Annotated in this window: 16 protein-coding genes and 1 pseudogene; 8 read left to right on the forward strand and 9 right to left on the reverse strand. The window is 63.3% G+C overall.

All coding sequences use genetic code 11. The features are described 5' to 3' along the window. Positions 1–82: 82 nt before the first annotated feature. Together hisI and folE are read right to left on the reverse strand one after the other, a co-directional pair. Entirely contained in the window at positions 83–553 is a 471-nt protein-coding gene (gene hisI, locus NKJ20_RS19265; RefSeq protein ID WP_352746074.1) for a phosphoribosyl-AMP cyclohydrolase, read from the reverse strand. A gap of 10 nt (positions 554–563) precedes the next feature. Further along, on the reverse strand, positions 564–1,226 hold the full coding sequence (gene folE, locus NKJ20_RS19270) for a GTP cyclohydrolase I FolE (protein WP_023678880.1): 663 nt from the start codon (positions 1,224–1,226) through the stop codon (positions 564–566). A 240-nt stretch (positions 1,227–1,466) separates the two neighbouring features. On the opposite strand from folE, the gene NKJ20_RS19275 reads away from it, so the two are divergent. Next, positions 1,467–1,913: an iron-sulfur cluster assembly scaffold protein gene (locus NKJ20_RS19275; RefSeq protein WP_352746076.1), complete on the forward strand. Its 447-nt coding sequence runs from the start codon at positions 1,467–1,469 to the stop codon at positions 1,911–1,913. Here the strand turns inward: NKJ20_RS19275 and NKJ20_RS19280 are convergent. Continuing rightward, positions 1,910–2,814, reverse strand: a pseudogene (locus NKJ20_RS19280) (LysR substrate-binding domain-containing protein). The gene NKJ20_RS19275 and the pseudogene NKJ20_RS19280 overlap by 4 nt on opposite strands. Before the next feature lie 91 nt (positions 2,815–2,905). On the opposite strand from NKJ20_RS19280, the gene NKJ20_RS19285 reads away from it, so the two are divergent. The 4 genes from NKJ20_RS19285 to thrS all read left to right on the forward strand — a co-directional run bounded on the left by NKJ20_RS19285 (position 2,906) and on the right by thrS (position 6,630). Further along, positions 2,906–3,073 (forward strand): hypothetical protein, encoded by a 168-nt coding sequence (locus tag NKJ20_RS19285; RefSeq protein ID WP_352620516.1) that lies wholly within the window; start codon positions 2,906–2,908, stop codon positions 3,071–3,073. 79 nt (positions 3,074–3,152) lie between these two features. After that, positions 3,153–3,527 carry a membrane protein insertion efficiency factor YidD gene (gene yidD, locus NKJ20_RS19290; protein ID WP_352746079.1) on the forward strand — a complete coding sequence of 125 codons (375 nt, stop codon included), beginning with the start codon at positions 3,153–3,155 and terminating at the stop codon, positions 3,525–3,527. Between the two features lie 146 nt (positions 3,528–3,673). Then, positions 3,674–4,489, forward strand: coding sequence for a class D beta-lactamase (gene blaOXA, locus NKJ20_RS19295; protein WP_352746081.1), 816 nt, complete (start codon positions 3,674–3,676; stop codon positions 4,487–4,489). A gap of 167 nt (positions 4,490–4,656) precedes the next feature. Beyond that, positions 4,657–6,630, forward strand: coding sequence for a threonine--tRNA ligase (gene thrS / locus NKJ20_RS19300; RefSeq protein WP_352746084.1), 1,974 nt, complete (start codon positions 4,657–4,659; stop codon positions 6,628–6,630). Positions 6,631–6,788: 158 nt separating this feature from the next. On the opposite strand, the gene NKJ20_RS19305 is transcribed toward thrS, so the two are convergent. Further along, positions 6,789–7,754, reverse strand: a complete 966-nt coding sequence (locus tag NKJ20_RS19305) for an RgsD C-terminal domain-containing protein (protein WP_352704586.1) — start codon at positions 7,752–7,754, stop codon at positions 6,789–6,791. A gap of 156 nt (positions 7,755–7,910) precedes the next feature. Here NKJ20_RS19305 and NKJ20_RS19310 point away from each other — a divergent pair, with 156 nt between their 5' ends. Next, positions 7,911–8,495: a nitroreductase family protein gene (locus NKJ20_RS19310; RefSeq protein ID WP_352568828.1), complete on the forward strand. Its 585-nt coding sequence runs from the start codon at positions 7,911–7,913 to the stop codon at positions 8,493–8,495. A gap of 21 nt (positions 8,496–8,516) precedes the next feature. Here NKJ20_RS19310 and NKJ20_RS19315 read toward each other — a convergent pair whose 3' ends face one another. Then, positions 8,517–9,398, reverse strand: coding sequence for an HpcH/HpaI aldolase/citrate lyase family protein (locus NKJ20_RS19315; RefSeq protein WP_352746087.1), 882 nt, complete (start codon positions 9,396–9,398; stop codon positions 8,517–8,519). Positions 9,399–9,401: 3 nt separating this feature from the next. Then, complete coding sequence (locus NKJ20_RS19320) at positions 9,402–9,893, reverse strand: MaoC family dehydratase (RefSeq protein WP_502894930.1); 492 nt, start codon at positions 9,891–9,893, stop codon at positions 9,402–9,404. A gap of 110 nt (positions 9,894–10,003) precedes the next feature. Here NKJ20_RS19320 and NKJ20_RS19325 point away from each other — a divergent pair, with 110 nt between their 5' ends. Continuing rightward, the gene (locus NKJ20_RS19325) at positions 10,004–11,125 is read left to right on the forward strand and encodes a DUF2336 domain-containing protein (protein ID WP_352451348.1); all 1,122 of its coding nucleotides are present in this window, start codon (positions 10,004–10,006) and stop codon (positions 11,123–11,125) included. On the opposite strand, the gene NKJ20_RS19330 is transcribed toward NKJ20_RS19325, so the two are convergent. Together NKJ20_RS19330 and parE are read right to left on the reverse strand one after the other, a co-directional pair. Next, complete coding sequence (locus tag NKJ20_RS19330) at positions 11,122–13,188, reverse strand: FUSC family protein (RefSeq protein ID WP_352746089.1); 2,067 nt, start codon at positions 13,186–13,188, stop codon at positions 11,122–11,124. The two genes, NKJ20_RS19325 and NKJ20_RS19330, sit on opposite strands and share 4 nt — an antisense overlap. A 42-nt stretch (positions 13,189–13,230) precedes the next feature. Continuing rightward, on the reverse strand, positions 13,231–15,282 hold the full coding sequence (gene parE, locus NKJ20_RS19335; RefSeq protein WP_352746091.1) for a DNA topoisomerase IV subunit B: 2,052 nt from the start codon (positions 15,280–15,282) through the stop codon (positions 13,231–13,233). Positions 15,283–15,554: 272 nt separating this feature from the next. On the opposite strand from parE, the gene NKJ20_RS19340 reads away from it, so the two are divergent. Then, positions 15,555–16,724 (forward strand): GGDEF domain-containing protein, encoded by a 1,170-nt coding sequence (locus NKJ20_RS19340; RefSeq protein WP_352451345.1) that lies wholly within the window; start codon positions 15,555–15,557, stop codon positions 16,722–16,724. Positions 16,725–16,796: 72 nt separating this feature from the next. On the opposite strand, the gene gcvP is transcribed toward NKJ20_RS19340, so the two are convergent. Then, positions 16,797–19,607, reverse strand: a complete 2,811-nt coding sequence (gene gcvP, locus NKJ20_RS19345; RefSeq protein ID WP_352746094.1) for an aminomethyl-transferring glycine dehydrogenase — start codon at positions 19,605–19,607, stop codon at positions 16,797–16,799. Between the last annotated feature and the right edge of the window lie 15 nt (positions 19,608–19,622).

Raw genomic sequence — 19,622 nt, forward strand, 5'->3', positions numbered from 1 at the left:
CAATCTCCCTTGTCCCACGGTCATCCTATAGGCGGGCCGTATCGAAATCATGAATATACGTGGCTGAAGTGCTGCGAATGGTTCATATTGATGGTGTATTGGGCTTTCGATACGTTTTTTCCGCATCGAACAGCGGCTTGCTGCCGTCGCTGGCAAGCGTCCCTTTGCCATCGCTCAGCCCCACCGTCCGATAAAAGCATGAACGTCGGCCGGTGTGACAAGTTGCTTGGTGACCCAGCACTTTGACGCGCAACCATATCGCGTCCTGGTCACAATCCGTGAGCATCTCGACAACCTGCTGGACATTGCCCGAGGTTTCGCCCTTCTTCCACAGCGCGTTGCGCGAACGCGACCAGTAGTGCGCGATGCCGGTCTCGAGCGTCAGCGCCAGCGCCTCGGCATTCATGTGCGCGACCATCAGCAGCATGCCGTCTTCGGCATCGGTGACGACGGCGGTGACGAGGCCGCCGGCATCGAAGCGCGGCGAAAGGACCGTGCCTTCCTCAAGCGCCTTCTTGTCTGAGGGAGCTTTCGGGAACTCCAATGCCGACATTCGCCGGTCCTTATTTAACTAAGGTGGGGCGGGTCTGATCAGTTCCGCCGCCGCGCACCATGGTGACGAAGCGGACCTGCTCTTCGGGTGTATCCTTGAACACGCCGGTGAAGGTCGAGGTCAGCGTGGTGGAGCCCTGTTTGCGGATACCGCGCATGGCCATGCACATATGCTCGGCCTCGAGCATGACGGCGACGCCACGCGGATTGAGCACGTCCTGGATGACCCCGGCAATCTGCGCCGTCATCGCTTCCTGGGTCTGCAGACGATGGGCGAAGATGTCGACGACGCGGGCGATCTTGGACAGGCCGACGACCTTGCCGTCCGGCAGATAGCCGACATGCGCCTTGCCGATGATCGGCACCATGTGGTGCTCGCAATGCGAGTGGAACGTGATGTCCTTGACGATCACGAGGTCATCGTAGCCGGCGACTTCCTCGAAGGTGCGGCCGAGTTCCTCGGCCGGACACATGTCGTAGCCGTTGAACATTTCGCGGAACGCCTTAGTAACGCGCTTCGGCGTGTCGATCAGACCCTCGCGGTCAGGGTTGTCGCCGGTCCAGCGCAGCAAGGTGCGCACCGCGGCTTCGACTTCGGCCTCGCTTGGCCGGTCGGTGACCGGCTTTTCCATATAGGCCGACTGCGGCATGAGTTTCTTGATAACGGCGTCCATAAAGGCGTCTCCCGTAGTTCCTCTCTCAGGAGGAACGAGTTGAACGGACCACGACCTTTCGGGTGTTAGAAACTCGCCCGGTTTCCAGCCCGTAAGTGGCGTGAACAGATTTGGGCATGACGAGGTTTGTGGTCACCTTGTCGATACCCGACTACCGCCATTATATATGTTCGTGCCGAGCGAAAGGAAGACGCCAGAGCGGCAATGACTGTTCGCTGGGCGGCGACGGATTGGAAAAATATGATCGACGATGTCTACAATGCGAAAATTCTGGGTTTTGCCGGAAACATCGCACGGATCGGCCGGCTCGACCGGCCCGACGCAACCGCACGAGCACATTCCAAACTGTGCGGCTCGACGGTGACCGTCGATCTGAAGATGGATGACGGCGTCGTCAGCGATTTCGCGCATGACGTGAAGGCCTGTGCGCTTGGCCAGGCGTCGTCGTCGATCATGGCGCAGCATGTCGTCGGCGCCAGCGCCGAAGAATTGCGCAGCGTGCGCGCGACGATGCTGAAGATGCTGACGGAAAATGGCCCGCCGCCCGAAGGCCGCTTCGCCGACCTGAAATACCTGGAGCCGGTGCGCGACTATAAGGCGCGCCACGCCTCGACCATGCTGACCTTCGACGCAGTGGTCGACGCGATCGGCCAGATCGAAAAGAAGCGGGCGGAAGAGGCAGCTTAAACCTTGGCGAGAAAACGCCGGCTTTCGGCGAATTCCGCCCGGACCCAGTCGGCAAAAGCCCTGGCTGGCTCGGAAAGGTAATTCAGCCTTCTGGCCACTAGCCAATAGGCGCCCGACGCGACGTCGATGTAATCAGCGCGCCGGACGCAAGTTCTTCGCCGATCTGCAAAAGATCGCCCAGCGCGACACCATGTCCAAGCAAGGCTGCCTGCTTCGAAAGCGAAGCATCGGCCAGCATCGGGCCGCGCGCAGGCACGGCATCAGCCGTCACGCCCGCCGCTTCGAACCAGCGCGCCCAAGCCTGACGGTTTTCTTCGTGCAGCAATGTATAGCGACCAAGGTCGATCGGCTTTTCCAGAGCTGGGCCGGATGCAAGAAGTGCCGGCGACAGGACTGGGGAATCGACGACCGCGGCAAGCTGTTCGGCTTCGCTGCGTGGCCATGAGTTGGCGTGCGCACTGAAACGTAGGGCAAGTTCGGGCTGATCGCTGCGAAACTCTATCAACCTCGGGTCGACCTCAAGGGAAACGTCGATGTCGGGTCGCAACTCGCGAAACCGGTTGAGCCGCGGCACCAGCCATACGGATGCAAGCGATGGCTCGACGCTGACACGTACCACGGACTGCGTCGGGGCCGCCGTCAATTCCGAAAGCAGCCTGTCGATGCCCTCGAAACTTCTGACTAACTGGTCGAGCAGCCGCCGGCCGGTGTCGGTCAACTCGACGCGGCGATGATGGCGGAAGAACAAAGGTTGGCGCAGGAAGGTTTCGAGCTCGCGGATCTGTCGGCTGATCGCCGCCTGCGAAACATAAAGCTCCTCGGCCGCACGGCTGAAGCTCAGGTGACGACCGGCTGCTTCGAAGCTTCTGAGAGCCGTCAGGGGGAGGTGTCTGCGCTTCATTCGCATAACTCAGAGTTATCTGACGTGGACGTTATTCTCGTTTGAAGAGCAAGGCCAGCGGCGCTCTAATCGGTGCTCAAGGAGTGCCGCCATGATCCAGTTTCTCAACATTCTGGGCGATGTCGTGCGGATCGCGACGTTTCAGTGGTACGACGAGAAACCGCATAGGGATTGGTGCGAGGAGAGGCCGCCGACCAGCGTCGCCGTATGTCGAAGGCCGACGCCCGACCGCTACCCGGTTCGCCGTACCAGGCCATGACGGGATTGCCGGAACGGCATTGCGTTCCTGGCCCGATGCGCACATCTATCGCGTAGGGAAACGCGATGTGGAGACTGCGGTGGTCGGCCAACATCGGCAAGCGCGCGGCGCCAGACCGATTCGACAAGGACGCAATTGGCCCGGCCCGTGGCGCAAGACGCCGGGCCGCGTCTTCGGCACGTCGCTTGTCCGACTCTACCAGCTGACGCTGTCCGGCTTCGTCGGCAATTCCTGCCGGCATCTGCCGACCTGTTCCGAATACGCGCACGAAGCGATCGCCCGCCACGGGCTGTGGGCCGGCGGCTGGATGGGGTTTTTCCGGGTGCTGCGCTGCGGACCGTTCGGCACGCACGGCATCGACCGGGTGCCTGAGGCACTGGCTGATCGCTACCTCTGGTTCATGCCATGGCGGTATTGGCGGATCGGGAAAAAACGTGGCGACCTGGACAGTTGACCGCAACTGTGCGGTGCACAAAGGGATCGCTTTTTACGATCTGGTAGGGTTAACCGCAGCTTGCGCTGACATAGCGCATTTGAGACAAAATCGAGACAAGACACCTCGCTAAGCCGCTCCTGACACCCTTCAGGAGAGATTGCCAAATGCGCCGGATAGATCGTCGTCCCTTCATTTTCGCCGTGGTTCTCTACGTCCTGGCGTGGCTGATGGGTTTTCCGATCCGTGCGCAATCGGCGCCGCTCGGGGACGTCGAATGCACGCTGATCGTCGACGCCGCAAGCGGCGAGACGCTGTATCGCCAAGGGACCTGTGATCAGCGCTTCAGCCCCGCCTCGACATTCAAGGTTCCGCTGGCGCTGATCGGCTATGATGCTGGAATCCTGAGCGACGAGCATACGCCAAGCTGGGAGTACAAGGCAGAGTTCAATGCCCCGAAACGGGACCGCAAGACCGTCGACCCGACGATCTGGGAAAGGGATTCGGTCCTTTGGTTCTCACGCGAGATTACGCGCCGGCTCGGCAGCAAACAGTTTGCCGGCTATGTGTCCAGATTGGACTATGGCAACACCGAAGTCTCCGGCACTGCCGGCAAGAATGACGGCCTCACCCATTCCTGGGTGAATTCTTCGCTCAAGATATCGCCGGTCGAGCAGGTCGATTTTCTGCGCCAGCTGCTGGCGCGGAAACTGCCGGTCTCGGACGCGGCCCATGCGATGACCAGCGCGATTGTCCCAACCTTCCGGGCAGGCGGCTGGACGGTGCAGGGCAAGACCGGAACGACCAGGCTCGGCGACAGCGCCGACAAGCGCTCGCTTGGCTGGTTTGTCGGCTGGGCGCAGACCGATGTTCGCAAGATCGTCTTTGCCCGCCTGGTAGTCGATACGAAACGTTCCGATACGCCAAAGGGGCTCAAGACGCGGGCGATGTTCCTGAAAGATCTGCCGAATCTCCTCAGGTGACCTACATCCGGCTTTACGGCGCCGAAAACTGCCCATAAAAGACCGCTCGCCGCCGGACGCATCCGGCTCTTACTGATGCATGTCGTAGCCCCAAAACCGCTAAGCAGTCTTGGGCGACATGCATTTCACCACCCGCGCTCGTTTGCGGGACTGGATAGGAGAATCTTATGCTGAATTCCGTTTCCCTGACATTTCCCGATGGTTCCGTTCGCGATTACGACGCGGCGATGACCGGCGCCGGCCTGGCGGAATCGATCTCGAAGTCGCTGGCCAAGAAGGCCGTTGCCTACAGCATCGATGGCACAGTGCGCGATCTTTCCGACCCGATCGGCAGATCGGCCAAAGTCGAGATCATCACCCGCGAGGACCCGCGTGCGCTGGAGCTCATCCGCCACGATGCAGCCCATGTGCTGGCCGAAGCCGTGCAGGAACTTTGGCCGGGAACGCAGGTGACCATCGGGCCGGTGATCGAAAACGGATTCTACTACGATTTTGCCCGCAACGAGCCGTTCACGCCCGACGATTTCCCGGTGATCGAGAAGAAGATGCGCGAGATCATTGCGCGCAACAAGCCGTTCACCAAAGAGGTGTGGTCGCGTGAGAAGGCGAAAAGGATCTTTGCCGACAAGGGCGAGCGCTACAAGCTCGAGCTGATCGACGCCATCTCCGAGGATCAGGATCTCAAGATCTATGCACAGGGCGACTGGTTCGACCTTTGCCGCGGCCCGCATATGGCCTCGACTGGCCAGATCGGCAGCGCCTTCAAGCTGATGAAGGTCGCCGGCGCCTATTGGCGCGGCGACAGCAACAACCCGATGCTGACCCGCATCTACGGCACGGCCTGGGCCGACCAGGCGCAGCTCGAAGCGTATCAGACGATGCTGGAGGAGGCCGAGAAGCGCGACCACAGGAAGCTCGGCCGTGAGATGGACCTGTTCCACTTCCAGGAGGAGGGCCCCGGGGTCGTGTTCTGGCACGCCAAGGGCTGGAGGATGTTCCAGAACCTGGTCAATTACATGCGTCGCCGCCTCGACGAGCAGGGCTATCAGGAGGTCAACGCGCCGCAGGTGCTCGACAAGAGCCTGTGGGAGACGTCAGGCCACTGGGGCTGGTACCGGGACAACATGTTCAAGGTGACGGTTGCTGGCGACGACACCGACGACGACCGGGTGTTTGCGCTGAAGCCGATGAACTGCCCCGGTCACGTCCAAATCTTCAAGCACGGGCTGAAATCCTACCGCGATCTGCCGGTAAAACTTGCGGAATTCGGCAATGTGCATCGCTATGAGCCGTCCGGCGCGCTGCACGGGCTGATGCGCGTGCGCGGCTTTACCCAGGACGATGCGCACATCTTCTGCACCGAGGAACAGCTCGCCGACGAGTGCATCAAGATCAACGATCTGATCCTCTCGACCTATGCCGATTTTGGCTTCGACGAAATCACCGTCAAGCTGGCGACCCGCCCCGAAAAACGGGTCGGCACCGACGCGATGTGGGATCATGCTGAGGGCGTGCTGCAGGACGTGCTCGACAAGATCGCGGCGCGGTCGGGCAACCGGATCAAGACGGGCGTCAATCCGGGTGAGGGCACGTTCTACGGGCCGAAGTTCGAATATGTGCTGAAGGACGCCATCGGCCGCGACTGGCAATGCGGCACCACGCAGGTTGATTTCAACCTGCCGGAACGGTTCGGCGCCTTCTACATCGGCTCGGATTCGGAAAAGAAGCAGCCGGTGATGGTGCATCGCGCCATCTGCGGCTCGATGGAGCGTTTTCTCGGCATCCTGATCGAGAATTATTCCGGCCATTTCCCGCTCTGGTTCGCGCCGCTGCAGGTGGTGGTGGCGACGATCACTTCCGATGCCGACGATTACGCCCAAAAGGTCGTTGCACAGCTGAAGGCGGCGGGGCTGATCGCCGAAGCCGATCTGCGCAACGAGAAGATCAACTACAAGGTCCGCGAGCATTCGCTGGCCAAGGTCCCGGTCATCCTCGTCTGTGGCAAGCGCGAGGCCGAGGAAGAAGCGGTCAATATCCGTCGTCTCGGTTCGCGCGACCAGGAATCGCTCGGCCTCGCAGCCGCCGTGAAGCTGCTTGCCGATGAGGCGGTGACACCCGACCGCAAGCGCCGCGCGGCCTGAACCAGCCGACCAGCAACGAATGGCGGTGGAGCGATCCACCGCCATTTTTATATTTTATATGCCTGTCACGCCGCGCGCCTATCTGGCAAATCGATCGACGTGCGCGTCGGCGACGCGCTGGCGCGACGCATGCGCAAGGCAGCTTAGAGGGGCGCGCCTCAGTCGGCGCCTTCCTCGGAATCGATGGCCGAAGCCTCGGTGGCCAGAACCTCGATGTCCTGGTTGTGCCCAGCCACCACCGTAAAATCCTTCTGGTAGATGCGGTCGCGGTTCTTGGCGATGATGGTGTAGTCGCCCTCGGCCAGCACCATCGAGGCAAAGGCGCCGACAGTTTCCTTGATCGGATCGCCGGATTCGTTGAGCAGGGACCAGGAGGTGTCGGCGATCGCCTCGCCGCCTGGTTCGCGCACCAGCTTCATGGTCATTTCGGCGGCACGGTGCTCGACGGTCGCTTCGGTCAGCTTGCCGGCCTCGACGCGGATGTCGGAGCGGATGACCGCGTTCACCGCGCCATAGGTCGACACGACGTGGTAGGTGCCGGCATTGAGCCGCACGACGCTGTTCGGCTCGACATCGGGTATGATCAGGGCGCGATCGCCATCGGCCGCGGCGTGGCTCTCATAGATCGAGAAGCGCAGCTTCTTCGGCGGTATGCGTACCCCGCCGGACAGCACGGCATCGAGCTTGAGGCCGCCGGCATCGAGCACGAGGCTCTCGCGCTTGGCTTCCTTGCCGACGGTGATGCGCTTGGTGGCGCCGGCCCGCCCGTAGGAGGCGTGGACCAGATACGAACCCGGCTCGAGCTGGAATATGGCGGTGCCGCCATGAGAGGAGGCGACCATCGGCAGCTTGCCGTCGCTGGCCGATTCGGGTTTGAAGACGCGCCAGACGATGCCGCGCGTGATGTCGGCGCCCTTGTCGGTCAATTGCGCCGACAGCGTGATCGCCCCGCTGCTGCCCAATGCCAGCGATGTCTCGCTTTTCGGAGGCGCATAGCCCGAAATTCCGGGAAGCTTCAGCTCGCCGAGGCCGTCCACATCCTGGGCGACGGCAAGCGAAACCGGCACCATCAACAGTGCGGCAGCGAGCCATATCAGGAAAAGACGCAATGTCCCCTCAAACATGCCTTGCGTTGAAGCCCAAGGCGGTGGCAATTTCAAGGCTTAAGAGTCCGGTCGGCTTCTGCTACAGGGCTCTTTGTCCGGCGCGCCGCGCCAATGCCCAAGCCGCCCGATGTCCCGATGGTGCGCTTCAGCTCAAATTCCAGGAGACTTGCGCCCATGGCGTCGCCGATCATCGATCTTCTGCTGACCCGAAATTCCGCGCCGATCCCGGATTTGAAAGAACCGGCACCGGGCGATGCGGAGATCGCGACGATGATCGCCGCCGCCTCGCGGGTGCCGGACCATGGCCGGCTGGAGCCTTGGCGTTTCATCCTTTATCGCGGCGAGGCCCGTATCGAGATCGGCAAGAAGCTGGCAGAACTTGCCGAACAGCGCGAAGGGCCGCTGCCGGAAGGCCGGCGCAACCAGGAATTGGCGCGCTTTTCGCGGGCACCGCTGGTCATCGGCGTGATTTCTATCCCTAGGGAAAATCCAAAGATCCCGCAATGGGAGATGTTCCTGTCCGGCGGCATGGCGGCGATGAACCTGATGCTTGCCGCCAATGCGCTGGGCTACGGCACCAACATGATCAGCAACTGGTATTCCGACGTGCCCGAGGGCAGGGCGATCCTCGGCCTGGCGCCGCATGAGCGGGTCGTCGGCTTCGTCCATATCGGCTCCTACCAGGGGCCAGCACCGGAACGACCGCGGCCCGATCCGGCAAAGCTCTATGCCGACTATTCAGGGCCGTGGGTGGGATAATTTCGGCGCGGAACAGACCCCCTAAGGATCAACCTCCGATGCCTTGGCTCGCGCCAGGAGCCGCTCTGCGAGCTTGAGATGCGGCCGGTCGTACATCTTGCCATCCATGCCAACGACGCCGGGATTTCCTGCCGCCTCGAACGCCTCGACGATCGCCAGGGCGCTTTTCACCGCTTGCGCCGAAGGCGTGAAGGCGGCGTTGATGACCGGTACCTGCGCCGGATGGATCGCCATCTTGCCGGTGAAACCGTCGCGCTCGGCCTCGGCGCATTCGGCCTCGAAGCCGGCCATGTCGCGAAAATCCGGAAAGACGGTGTCGATTGCCGCGACTTCCGCGGCACTTGCGGCAAGCATGGTCATGGTGCGGGCGAGGCGGAACACATCCGTGTAGCGGCCATTCGCGTCGCGCGTCGCGCGCGCGCCAATCGCCGCCGACAGATCTTCCGCCCCCCAGGTGACGCCGACAAGCCGCGCGCTTGCACGGGCGTAGGTCGCTGCGGCCAAGACGCCTGCGGCCGTTTCGGTGATGATCGGCAGGATCCTTATCGCGCCATCCGGCAGGCCGCCTTCGGCTTCGTGCACCCTGAGCTTGGCCGAGAGATGCTGGACATCCAGTCCGCTGTTCGACTTAGGCAGCATGATGCCGTCTGGTTTCACCGGCACGAGCGCCGCCAGATCGTCGTCGGTCAGTCCGGTCGAAAGATCGTTGACGCGCACATAGATCGCGGAGCTGGTCCGGTGCCTGTGCTCGGCGATAAAACGCGCCGCTGTGTCGCGCGCCAACCCCTTGTTCTGCGCGGCAATCGAATCCTCGAGGTCGACGATGACCACGTCGGCTCCTACGCCAAAGCCCTTCTCCAGCTTCTTTTCCGAATCGCCAGGAACGAAGAGCAGAGAACGCATCGGCTATGCCTTTTTCATCATCATGGCTTGCCTCGTGCATTTGGCAACCAGCACATCGTTCTGGTTATAGGCGCGGTGCTCGAACTCGACGATACCGCGGTCCGGTTTCGACCTGGAATCGCGCACCGAAACCACCGTGGTCTCGACGCGAATGGTGTCGCCATGGAAGACGGGGTGCGGAAACACTGTCTCCTTCATGCCGAGATTGGCGATGGTGGTGCCGACGGTGATGTCATTGACCGAGATGCCGATCATCAGGCCAAGCGTGAACAGCGAATTGACCAGCGGCTTGCCCCATTCGCTCTTCGCCGCGAAGTCGAAGTCGATGTGCAGCGGCTGCGGGTTCAGCGTCATCACCGAAAACAGCATATTGTCGCTTTCGGTCACGGTCTTGCGCAGCGTGTGCTTGAACACATGGCCGAGAACGAACTCCTCAAGGTAAAGTCCGGCCATTGTCGATCTCCTCCGCTGCTTAAGGGTTGATAGGCGTTGCATACCGGGCTCGCAAGCCAGTTAACGAACATGGTGAACCGTTCGTAAACCATTTGTGCCTACGGTCTCCGCCAGGGTCAGAAGCGTTCTGGCAAGGGGCGTAAGCAGGCGACATGGTCGTTTCGCATTTCCTGAAATGGATCCATACGGCGAAGGTGTCGGAGCGTGCTGCGGCGGCAAGCGCGCTGGCTCGCGCCTATGTCGACTCGGAGCTGCCTTTCGAGGACCGCTGCGCTGCCGAGGCGGCGCTGACGTTGCTGCTCGATGACGTATCGTCGAAGGTGCGGGCGGCGATCGCCGACGCGCTTTCCATGAGCCATCATGCGCCGCCGCAGATCGTCAGCGCGCTGGCCTCGGACCAGCCGGAAGTCGCAGCCTTGGTGCTGGCGCGCTCGCCGCTGCTCACCGATGCCGACCTGATCGATCGGGTTGCCGGCGGCCAGAAGGCGACGCAGAAGGTGATCGCCGACCGGCCACGCGTCTCGATGTCGGTTGCGGCGGCGATCGCCGAGATCGGCGAGCCGGAAGCCTGCGCCACGCTGCTCGCCAACAGCGGCGCCGACATCGCATCCGTCAGCTTTCGCCGCATGGCCGAGCGGCACGGCCATCTGCCTCTGGTGCGCGAGGCGCTGATCGCCGACACCCGGCTGCCCGCCGATTGCCGGCATACGCTGCTGGTCAAGCTCGGGGAGATGCTCAAGGGGTCGCCGCTGGTGCTGGCGCTGATGGGCGCCGCCAGGGCCGAGCGCGTCACGCGCGATGCTTGCATCAAGGCTTCGGTGACGCTGATCGAAGGCACGCGGACAGAGGAACATACCGCACTTGTCGAACATCTGCGCCTGCGCGGCGACCTGACCGCAAGCTTCGTCGTCCGCACCATTGCGCACGGCAAGGTCGACTTCTTTGGTTCGGCGCTGGTCGCGCTCAGCCAACAGTCCGAACAACGGGTGAGAGCACTGCTGGCCGGCGGGCATGACATAGCGTTGCAGGCACTGTTCCGCAGCGCCGGGCTTGCCGCCGCCACCCACGCCATCATTCTGCGCGCGCTGAAGGTCTGGCGCGAGGTCGCCAATGGCAAACGCCTCGCCGGCGTCCAGGAAGTCAGCTGGCTGATGCTGAAGGAATTGGGCGGACAGTCCGCAGAAGGCGATCTCGCCGGGCTGGTCAAATCGATCCATCTCGACGCGCTGCGCGAGAACGCACGCGGGCACGCGCTGGCGATCGCTGCTGCCTAAACCCGGTCCTTCGCGAAAAAATCCGGAAAATCCTCGATCGCGGCGGCAATGATGCGCAGCGAAGCGGCGATCTGCAGCATTTCGGCCGCGACGCTGCGCTCCGCGATGCCTGCTGCATACTGCCTGGCGACTGCGACGGTCGCCGTCTGCGGCTCGCCGGGCCGCCTGAACAGCAGCTCGCGTGCCAGACCGCGCAGGAAATTGGCGATGGAAAGTGCTGTTTCAGGCGGGATCGCGGAACTTTGCTGCGCGTTGCGCAGCCGTAGGATTTCGAGGCCGACGGTAACCGCAGCTATGCCGCCGCCGAGAACCGCGTCGCCTTTCTTGCCGGCGTTCTGCAGCAGTGGCATCAACTGGTTGATCCGGTCGTAGGCAAGGCTTTCGAAGGCCGATCGCCGCGGCAGGCGGTCGTGCAGGCAAAGGCGTGCAAGATCTTCGCGCATGGTTTGCAGGATGCGGTTGACTGTAACCCAGGGGTCGGCGGGCAGCACGACGGCGAAGACGCCGATCGCCAGAAGAATGCCGACAAGGACCGCTGCCGAATTGGCGAAGAACGGCTCCGGATCGTAGGTCATGACCTGATGTGGGCTGAGGAAGGCGAGGAAATTGATCGCAAAGGCCGTTGCCACGCCGACGTAGCGCGGATTGGCCATGGCCAGTGCCGCTGGCACCAGGATCGGCACGACAAAGACCATGAACCATCCGAAGCCTGGCAAAGCCGGAAGCGCCAACTGGCCGATGAGAAACGCAAAGGGCAGGGCGAGCAACGTGCCCTCGAAGAAGTTCCATGCCGACCGGATCGGATCGGGGCGAGCGGCGAACAGGCTGGAGACGACCGCGACCAGAATGACCGTGCCCGTCGCGTCCGACCATTTCGTCGCCAGCCAGAAGCCGGCGACCAGGAGTGTGGCGATAGCGGCGCGCACGGCATTGTGCGATGCCGCACGATAATCGCGGTGCACCACCAGCGCCGGCTGCCGCCGTTCGCGACTGGCACGAGACGGGGGAGAGCGGAGTGCATCCAGGCCGCGCAGCACTTGCTGCATAGCCTCGGCGAAGTCGGCGGCAATGGTTAGGCGGGTGACAGTGCCAGCCCAGTCAATGTCTTGCCCGGCCGCGATGCCAGGCATCTGCCGTGCCTTGCCGGCGATTGCGTCGAGCCGCGCCACCCAGGGCGCCGTATCGTCCAGTGCGCCCGGCTTGGCTACCAGTTCGCCGACAACGGCCTGCAACTCGGCGCGAACGGGGATGAGGGCTGCATTCTTCGGCGCGGCGTGGGCATGCAGCGCACGCGCCGCTGACAGGGCCGACAGAAGCTGGCCGATGGTACGCCGGACCGGATAGGCGCGGGTGGCGAGGCTCGGCCCCTCCAGCCTTGCGTAGGTGCGCATCTCGCCGAGCGTCTGGACGTCGCCGATCAGCTTGCGGTGCAGCCCGGCAAGCTTTTCCGCATCGCCGCCGGAAAAAGCGCCGTCCGCATAGGCCGCCAGGTCGAGAATGCTGCGTTTCAGTCTTGAGATGATGGCGTCGGCGGCCAGTTTCGGCAGGATCAGCCGGCTGCTCAGCGCGGCGCAAATGATGCCAAGCACGATTTCCGCGCAGCGCGCCACGGCGAGATCGATGACGAGGTGCGGCTGGCCGAAAGCCGGCAGGCCGATGATCATCGCGGTGTAGCCGGCAAGCGCCGCGCCATAGGCTTCCGGATTGCGGAGCAGCGACGAGACCAGCGAGCAGATGCCGATCCAGACGGCAAGAACGGTAACCAGCAACCACGGGTTGGCATCGAAAACAGTGGTAATGCCGATCGCAGCCAGCGCGCCGGCAAGCGTGCCGAGGAGACGATAAAACCCCTTCGCCAGCACCATGCCGGCGACCGGCTGTGCGACGATGAACACCGTCATCATCGCCCATTGCGGGTGGTCGAGCTTCAGCGCATAGGCGGCCAAGAGTGCGATGAGGCCGGCCGAAACGGTGCGCAGGGCAAAGATCCAGTCCGAGCGCGTCGGCCGCGTCAGGCCAGCGATCCGCGTGCCGATATCGTCCTTCAGCCGCGCCCAGGTCAAGTGCTCGTCTCCAGCTCAGAAGGCCAAGCTAGCGGCGGGAGCTCAGATATCCAGCACTTCCGTCTCGGCGAATTCCGCGCGTTCCTGGATGAACCGGAAACGGGCCTCGGGCTTGGTCCCCATCAATGCGTCGACCGCATCCTTGGTCGCCGCCTCGGCATCGATAACGTCGACCCGCAGCAGCGTGCGCTTTTTCGGGTCCATGGTGGTTTCCTTGAGCTGGGCGGCCATCATTTCGCCCAGCCCCTTGAAGCGGCCGATTTCGACCTTGCCGCGCCCGGTGAATTCGGTGCGCAGGAGTTCGTCCTTGTGCGCGTCGTTGCGGGCATAGGCGACCTTGCCGCCTTGCCGGATCGAATAAAGCGGCGGCACCGCCAGATAGAGATGGCCGCCGCGGACCAGGCTTGGCATCTCCTGGTAGAAAAAGGTGATCAGCAGCGAGGCGATATGGGCGCCGTCGACGTCGGCATCTGTCATGATGATGACCCGGTCGTAACGCAGGTCCTCGTCGCGGTATCTCGAGCGCGTGCCGCAGCCAAGCGCCTGGATGAGGTCGGATATCTGCTGGTTGGCGGCAAGCTTGTCGTTGCCGGCGCTGGCGACGTTGAGGATCTTGCCGCGCAGGGGCAGCACCGCCTGGCTGGCGCGGTCGCGCGCCTGCTTTGCCGAACCGCCGGCCGAATCGCCCTCGACGATGAACAGCTCGGCACCGGCGGCGGCATTCTGCGTGCAGTCGGCGAGCTTGCCGGGCAGGCGCAGCTTGCGCACCGCACTCTTGCGCGACACTTCCTTTTCCTGGCGGCGGCGCACCCGCTCGTCGGCGCGCGCGATCACCCATTCGAGCAGTTTCGAAGCTTCCTGCGGATTGTCGGCCAGCCAATGGTCGAACGGGTCGCGGATAGCGCTTTCGACGATGCGGATCGCCTCGATCGTCGCCAACCTGTCCTTGGTCTGGCCGACGAATTCCGGTTCGCGGATGAACACCGACAGCATGCCCGCCGCCGAGATCATCACATCCTCGGAAGTGACGATCGAGGCGCGCTTGTTGCCGACCAGGTCGGCATAAGCGCGCAAGCCGCGCGTCAGGACGTTACGGAAGCCGGCCTCATGCGTGCCGCCCTCCGCGGTCGGGATGGTATTGCAATAGGAATTGATAAAACCGTCGCCGCCGAACCAGGTCACCGCCCATTCGAGCGAACCGTGACCGCCCTGCTTCTCGCTCTTGCCGGCGAACATTTCGCGGGTGACCTGGAATTCGTCGCCGAGCGAGGCTTTCAGATAATCCTTGAGGCCGCCCGGAAAATGGAATTCTGCCTTGGCCGGCGTCGTGTCCTTTTCCCTGATCAGCGACGGATCGCAGGTCCAGCGGATTTCGACACCGCCGAACAGATAGGCCTTTGACCGCGCCATGCGGTAGAGCCGCGCCGGCTCGAAAGCAGCGCCCTTGCCGAAAATCTGCTCGTCTGGATGGAAGCGGATCTTCGTGCCGCGGCGGTTGTGCACCTCGCCGAGCTGCTCCAGGCCGGTCACAGGAATGCCGCGCGAGAACTTTTGCCGATAAAGTTTCCTTCCCAGCGCCACCTCGACCTCGAGATGGTCGGACAGCGCGTTGACCACGGAAACGCCGACACCGTGCAGGCCGCCGGACGTCTCGTAAACCTTGCTGTCGAACTTGCCGCCTGAATGCAGCGTCGTCATGATGAGTTCGAGCGCCGGCTTCTTGAATTTCGGGTGCGGATCGACCGGAATGCCGCGGCCGTTGTCTGTGACGGACAGGTATCCGTCGGCGGAAAGCTCGACATCGATGAAGGTCGCATGGCCGGCGACCGCCTCGTCCATCGAATTGTCGATGACCTCGGCGAACAGATGGTGCATCGCCTTGTCGTCGGTGCCGCCAATGTACATGCCCGGGCGGCGGCGCACCGGCTCCAGCCCCTCCAGCACTTCGATATCGGCGGCACTGTAGCTCTCGCTGGCGTCGCGGGGCGCCGGCCGCTTCGCCGCCTGCACCAGCGGGTCGGCCGGGCGCGCGGCGGCGCGAGCCGGTTGCGGCTGCTTGTCCAATTTGGCGAAAAGATCGTTGTTGTCGTCCATGCCGGTCCTGGATTCCGATGCTGCGAATCACCACCCGATACTGCCACGCTTTTTGTGGGCAGGCGACGGAGGTTCCTGTTACGTTCGAGGATAGGGCCTCTTACTGCAAAACCATTCGACAGCCAAGCGGCGGAAATGGGGTCGAGGGTGGAGCATCGACGCTTTGTAAACCTTGTCCGAAGGTTACGCCGCAAGGTTGGCTGAAAAACGATATCCGCGAACTGTCGCTGACCTAGAATGCAGTGGAACCTTCAAGAGGCTGTCGCTTAAGCATGTTGGATTACAGTTCGCTCCTGCTCGCGGCGGCGCTGTCGGGCACGTGCCTTAGCATCACCATGTTTGCGATCTGGTTCACCGCGCCAAAGGCACGCTTTGTGCTGACGGTGGCCTGCGGCATTCTCGTGCTGGTCGCACATGTCGTGTTGTTCTGGCATTACACCAGGGATCCAAGCGCCTGGCTTTGCCAGATCGTGCTTGTGCTTCTCAGCCTCGGCTTCCTGATCATCTGCCTGTCGGCTATGCAATATCTCGGCACAGGCGACTACAGGCGCGCCATCTTGCCGACCTTGGTTGCGATGGCTGTTTGCGCGGGCGCGACGTATCTCGGGTTTGATGGTGTCGGCTTTATTGTCACCTACGCGACGGTAACGGCGCTGCTCTCGCTCATCGGGGCGATGTTCTGGATTGAGGGTGGTCACGATCGCCGGATATTGCTGGTCGTCTCGTTCCTGAGCGGCGTCTGTGCGCTGTCGTTCGGACTTTGCGGCGCGGTCCTGCTGGTCACGGGCCAATGGGTGCTCGGTGTAGCACCGGACAATTGGGCCGAGCGGGTGAATTCCGTCGTGGCCGTCGCCTGCATGACCGGGCTCGGCGCATTGACGCTCTCCCTGCATCATTTGCAGGCGCAGATCGAATTGAAGGCCGAGACGATGACCGATCCATTGACCGGGCTGATGAATCGGCGGGCGTTGACGGCACTCTACGGCGAGCGGGTCTTCGGTCCGTTCATGTCCGTTGCCATGTTCGACCTCGACCATTTCAAGAGGACGAACGACGTATTTGGTCACCCGGTCGGCGACCAGGTTCTGTGCCGCTTTGCCGCCATCATCAGGAAATACGCCCGGACCGGCGTCGACGCCTTCCGGTTGGGCGGCGAGGAATTCGTGCTCGTCATGTCGCGGATGACGGAAGAGAAGGCCTATGACATTGCGAGCAAGATCAGCGTCGCCTTCGGCACGGAAGTCGTGGCCACCCAGCTCGGTCCGTTGCGAAGCACAGTCAGCGGCGGCATCGGCTTTGGCGGAACAAACGGCACCGGTCTCGACGATGTGCTGGCCGAAGCCGATGCAGCACTCTATGCGGCAAAGCGCGCCGGGCGAAATCGCGTCGTCGTCCGGGACCGGGCGAGCAAGGCCGACGGGCCGGCCTTGCGTTCTGCCTGATTGAGGTTTCTATCTTCTTGTTAGACCCATGATCTTGTCCGAAAACCGGATTCCACTTTTCGGGATCATGATCTATTCCGCCGCACCCAGATATTCCGACAGCGGCGGGCAGGAGCAGACAAGGTTGCGGTCGCCGGCGACATTGTCGATGCGCGACACCGGCGGCCAGTATTTTGCCGCCGTGTCGGCATCGCCGGCGGGGTAGGCCGCCTCCAGGCGCGAATAGGGATGGGTCCACTGGCCGGCCAACGCCTCGGCGGCGGTGTGCGGCGCATTGACTAGAGGATTGTCGGCCAACGGCCATTCGCCCTTCGCCACCTTGGCTGCCTCGCCGGCTATGGCGATCATCGCCTCGCAGAAGCGATCCAGCTCGCGCTTGGGCTCGGACTCGGTCGGCTCCACCATCAGTGTGCCGGCCACCGGGAACGACATGGTCGGTGCATGGAAACCATAGTCGATCAGCCGCTTGGCGATATCGTCGACGCTGATGCCGGCGCTGTCTTTGAGCGCGCGGGTGTCGAGGATGCATTCATGCGCAACGCGTCCGTTGCGCCCTTTGTAAAGCAGGGGGAAATGCTCGCCGAGCCGCGTCGCCACATAGTTGGCGGAGATGATCGCCGTCTCGGTCGCCTGCTTCAGGCCGGAAGCGCCCATCATACGAATATACATCCAGGTGATCGGCAGGATGGAGGCACTGCCGAACGGTGCCGCCGCCACGGCATGGGCCGAGCCTTCGGTGACGTGGCCGGGCAGATATGGCTCCAGATGCGCCTTGACGCCGATCGGGCCGACACCGGGGCCGCCGCCGCCATGCGGGATGCAGAAGGTCTTGTGCAGGTTCATGTGGCAGACATCGGCGCCGATATCGCCGGGACGGGCGAGGCCGACCAGCGCGTTGAGATTGGCGCCGTCGAAATAGACCTGGCCGCCATGGCTGTGGACGAGGGCACAAAGGTCGCGCGCGCCTTCCTCGAAGACGCCATGCGTCGAAGGGTAGGTGAACATCAGCGCCGCGAGGTTGTGCGCATGCTCGGCCGCCTTGGCCTGCAGGTCGGCCATGTCGATATTGCCGTCCTCGGTGCAGCGCACGACGACGACGCTCATGCCAGCCATGGCCGCACTTGCCGGATTGGTGCCATGCGCCGAGGACGGGATCAGGCAGATGGTGCGATGGCCTTCGCCGCGCGACAGATGATAGCCGCGAATGGCGAGCAGCCCGGCATATTCGCCCTGGCTGCCGGCATTGGGCTGCAGGGTCACCGCGTCGAAGCCGGTGATCTCGGCCAGCCAGCCTTCCAGCTCGTCGATCATGGCGCGATAGCCTGTCGAATGGTTGGCCGGGGCGAAGGGATGCAGGTTGGCGACATCAGGCCAGCTCACCGGCATCATTTCGGCGGCGGCGTTGAGCTTCATGGTGCAGGAGCCGAGCGGGATCATGGCGCGGTCGAGCGCCAGGTCCTTGTCGGCCAGCCGGCGCAGGAAGCGCATCATGTCGGTTTCCGAGTGGTTTTCGCGGAAGACGGGCTGGGTGAGAAACTCCTTGCCGCGCGGTTTTCCTGGCATGGAACTGCCGGCGGCAACGCCGGCCTTGGCGCCGAAAAGTGCTGCGATCGCCTCCAGATCGGCCTCGGTGGAGGTCTCGTCGAAGCTGATGCCGACATGGTCGGCGTCGATGACGCGCAGCAGCCGGCCGGTCTTTTCTGCGGCGGCGGCAATCCCGCCGGCTCTGCCCTTCACTTTCACGGTCACCGTGTCGAAATGGCTGTCGCCGACCACCGAAACGCCCGCTGCCTTGAGGCCGGCAGCCAGGCGGTTGGCCAGCGTGTGGACGCGGCCGGCAATCGCCTGCAGCCCGGCAGGGCCATGCCAGATCGCGTAGGCCGTCGCCATATTGGCGAGCAGCGCCTGTGCGGTGCAGATGTTGGACGTCGCCTTGTCGCGGCGGATATGCTGTTCGCGTGTCTGCAAAGCGAGGCGATAACCAGGACGGCCCTTGCTATCCGTCGACTGGCCAACGAGCCGGCCGGGCATCAGCCGCGTCAGCCTGTCGGAGACGGCGCAATAGGCGGCGTGCGGCCCGCCAAAGCCCATCGGCACGCCAAAACGCTGCATCGGGCCGACGGCGATGTCGGCGCCAAGCCTGGCCGGCGCATCGGTCAGCGTCAGGCCAAGCGGGTCGGCGATGAAGACGACCAGCGCGCCGGCAGCACGGGCCCTGTCGATCGCTGCCTTGTGGTCGCCGTAGACGCCGAATGTATCGGGCCAGGAGACCAGCAGGGCGGCGGTGTTGTCGTCGATCACCTCGCCGTCGACCTCGATGCCGAGCGGCTCGGCGCGGGTGCGCACGACGTCCAGCGTCTGCGGGTGCGGCGTGCCGGCCAGTGCCACCTTGGTGCGCTTGTCGCGATGATGGCGCAGCGCGATGCCAACCGCTTCGGCCACCGCCGTCGCCTCGTCGAGCAGCGAGGCCGATGCCACCGGCAGGCCGGTCAGTTCCGTCACCAGTGTCTGGAAGTTGAACAGCATCTCCAGCCGGCCCTGACTGATCTCGGCTTGGTAAGGCGTGTAAGCCGTATACCAGGCCGGGTTCTCGAACAGGTTGCGCTGGATCACCGGCGGCACGTGGACGCCATGATACCCGGCACCGATGAAGCTCTTCTGCACCGTGTTCTTTGCCATCGTCGCCGCGAGCTCGGCCAGCGCTTCCGCTTCGCTTGCGGGCGCGGGCAGGGCCAGCGGCCGGTCGAGCCGGATCGACTTCGGCACTGCCTGGCTGATCAGGGTCTCGACCGAAGGAACGCCGATCGCCGCCAGCATGGCTCTGACGTCATGGAGGCCCGGGCCGATATGGCGAGCCGAGAAGGGGTAGGGTGCTGCGGTCATCTTCCTGGTCCTGCT

Origin of the sequence: Mesorhizobium sp. M0185 (genome assembly GCF_040322175.1) — a bacterium.
GTDB lineage: Bacteria > Pseudomonadota > Alphaproteobacteria > Rhizobiales > Rhizobiaceae > Mesorhizobium.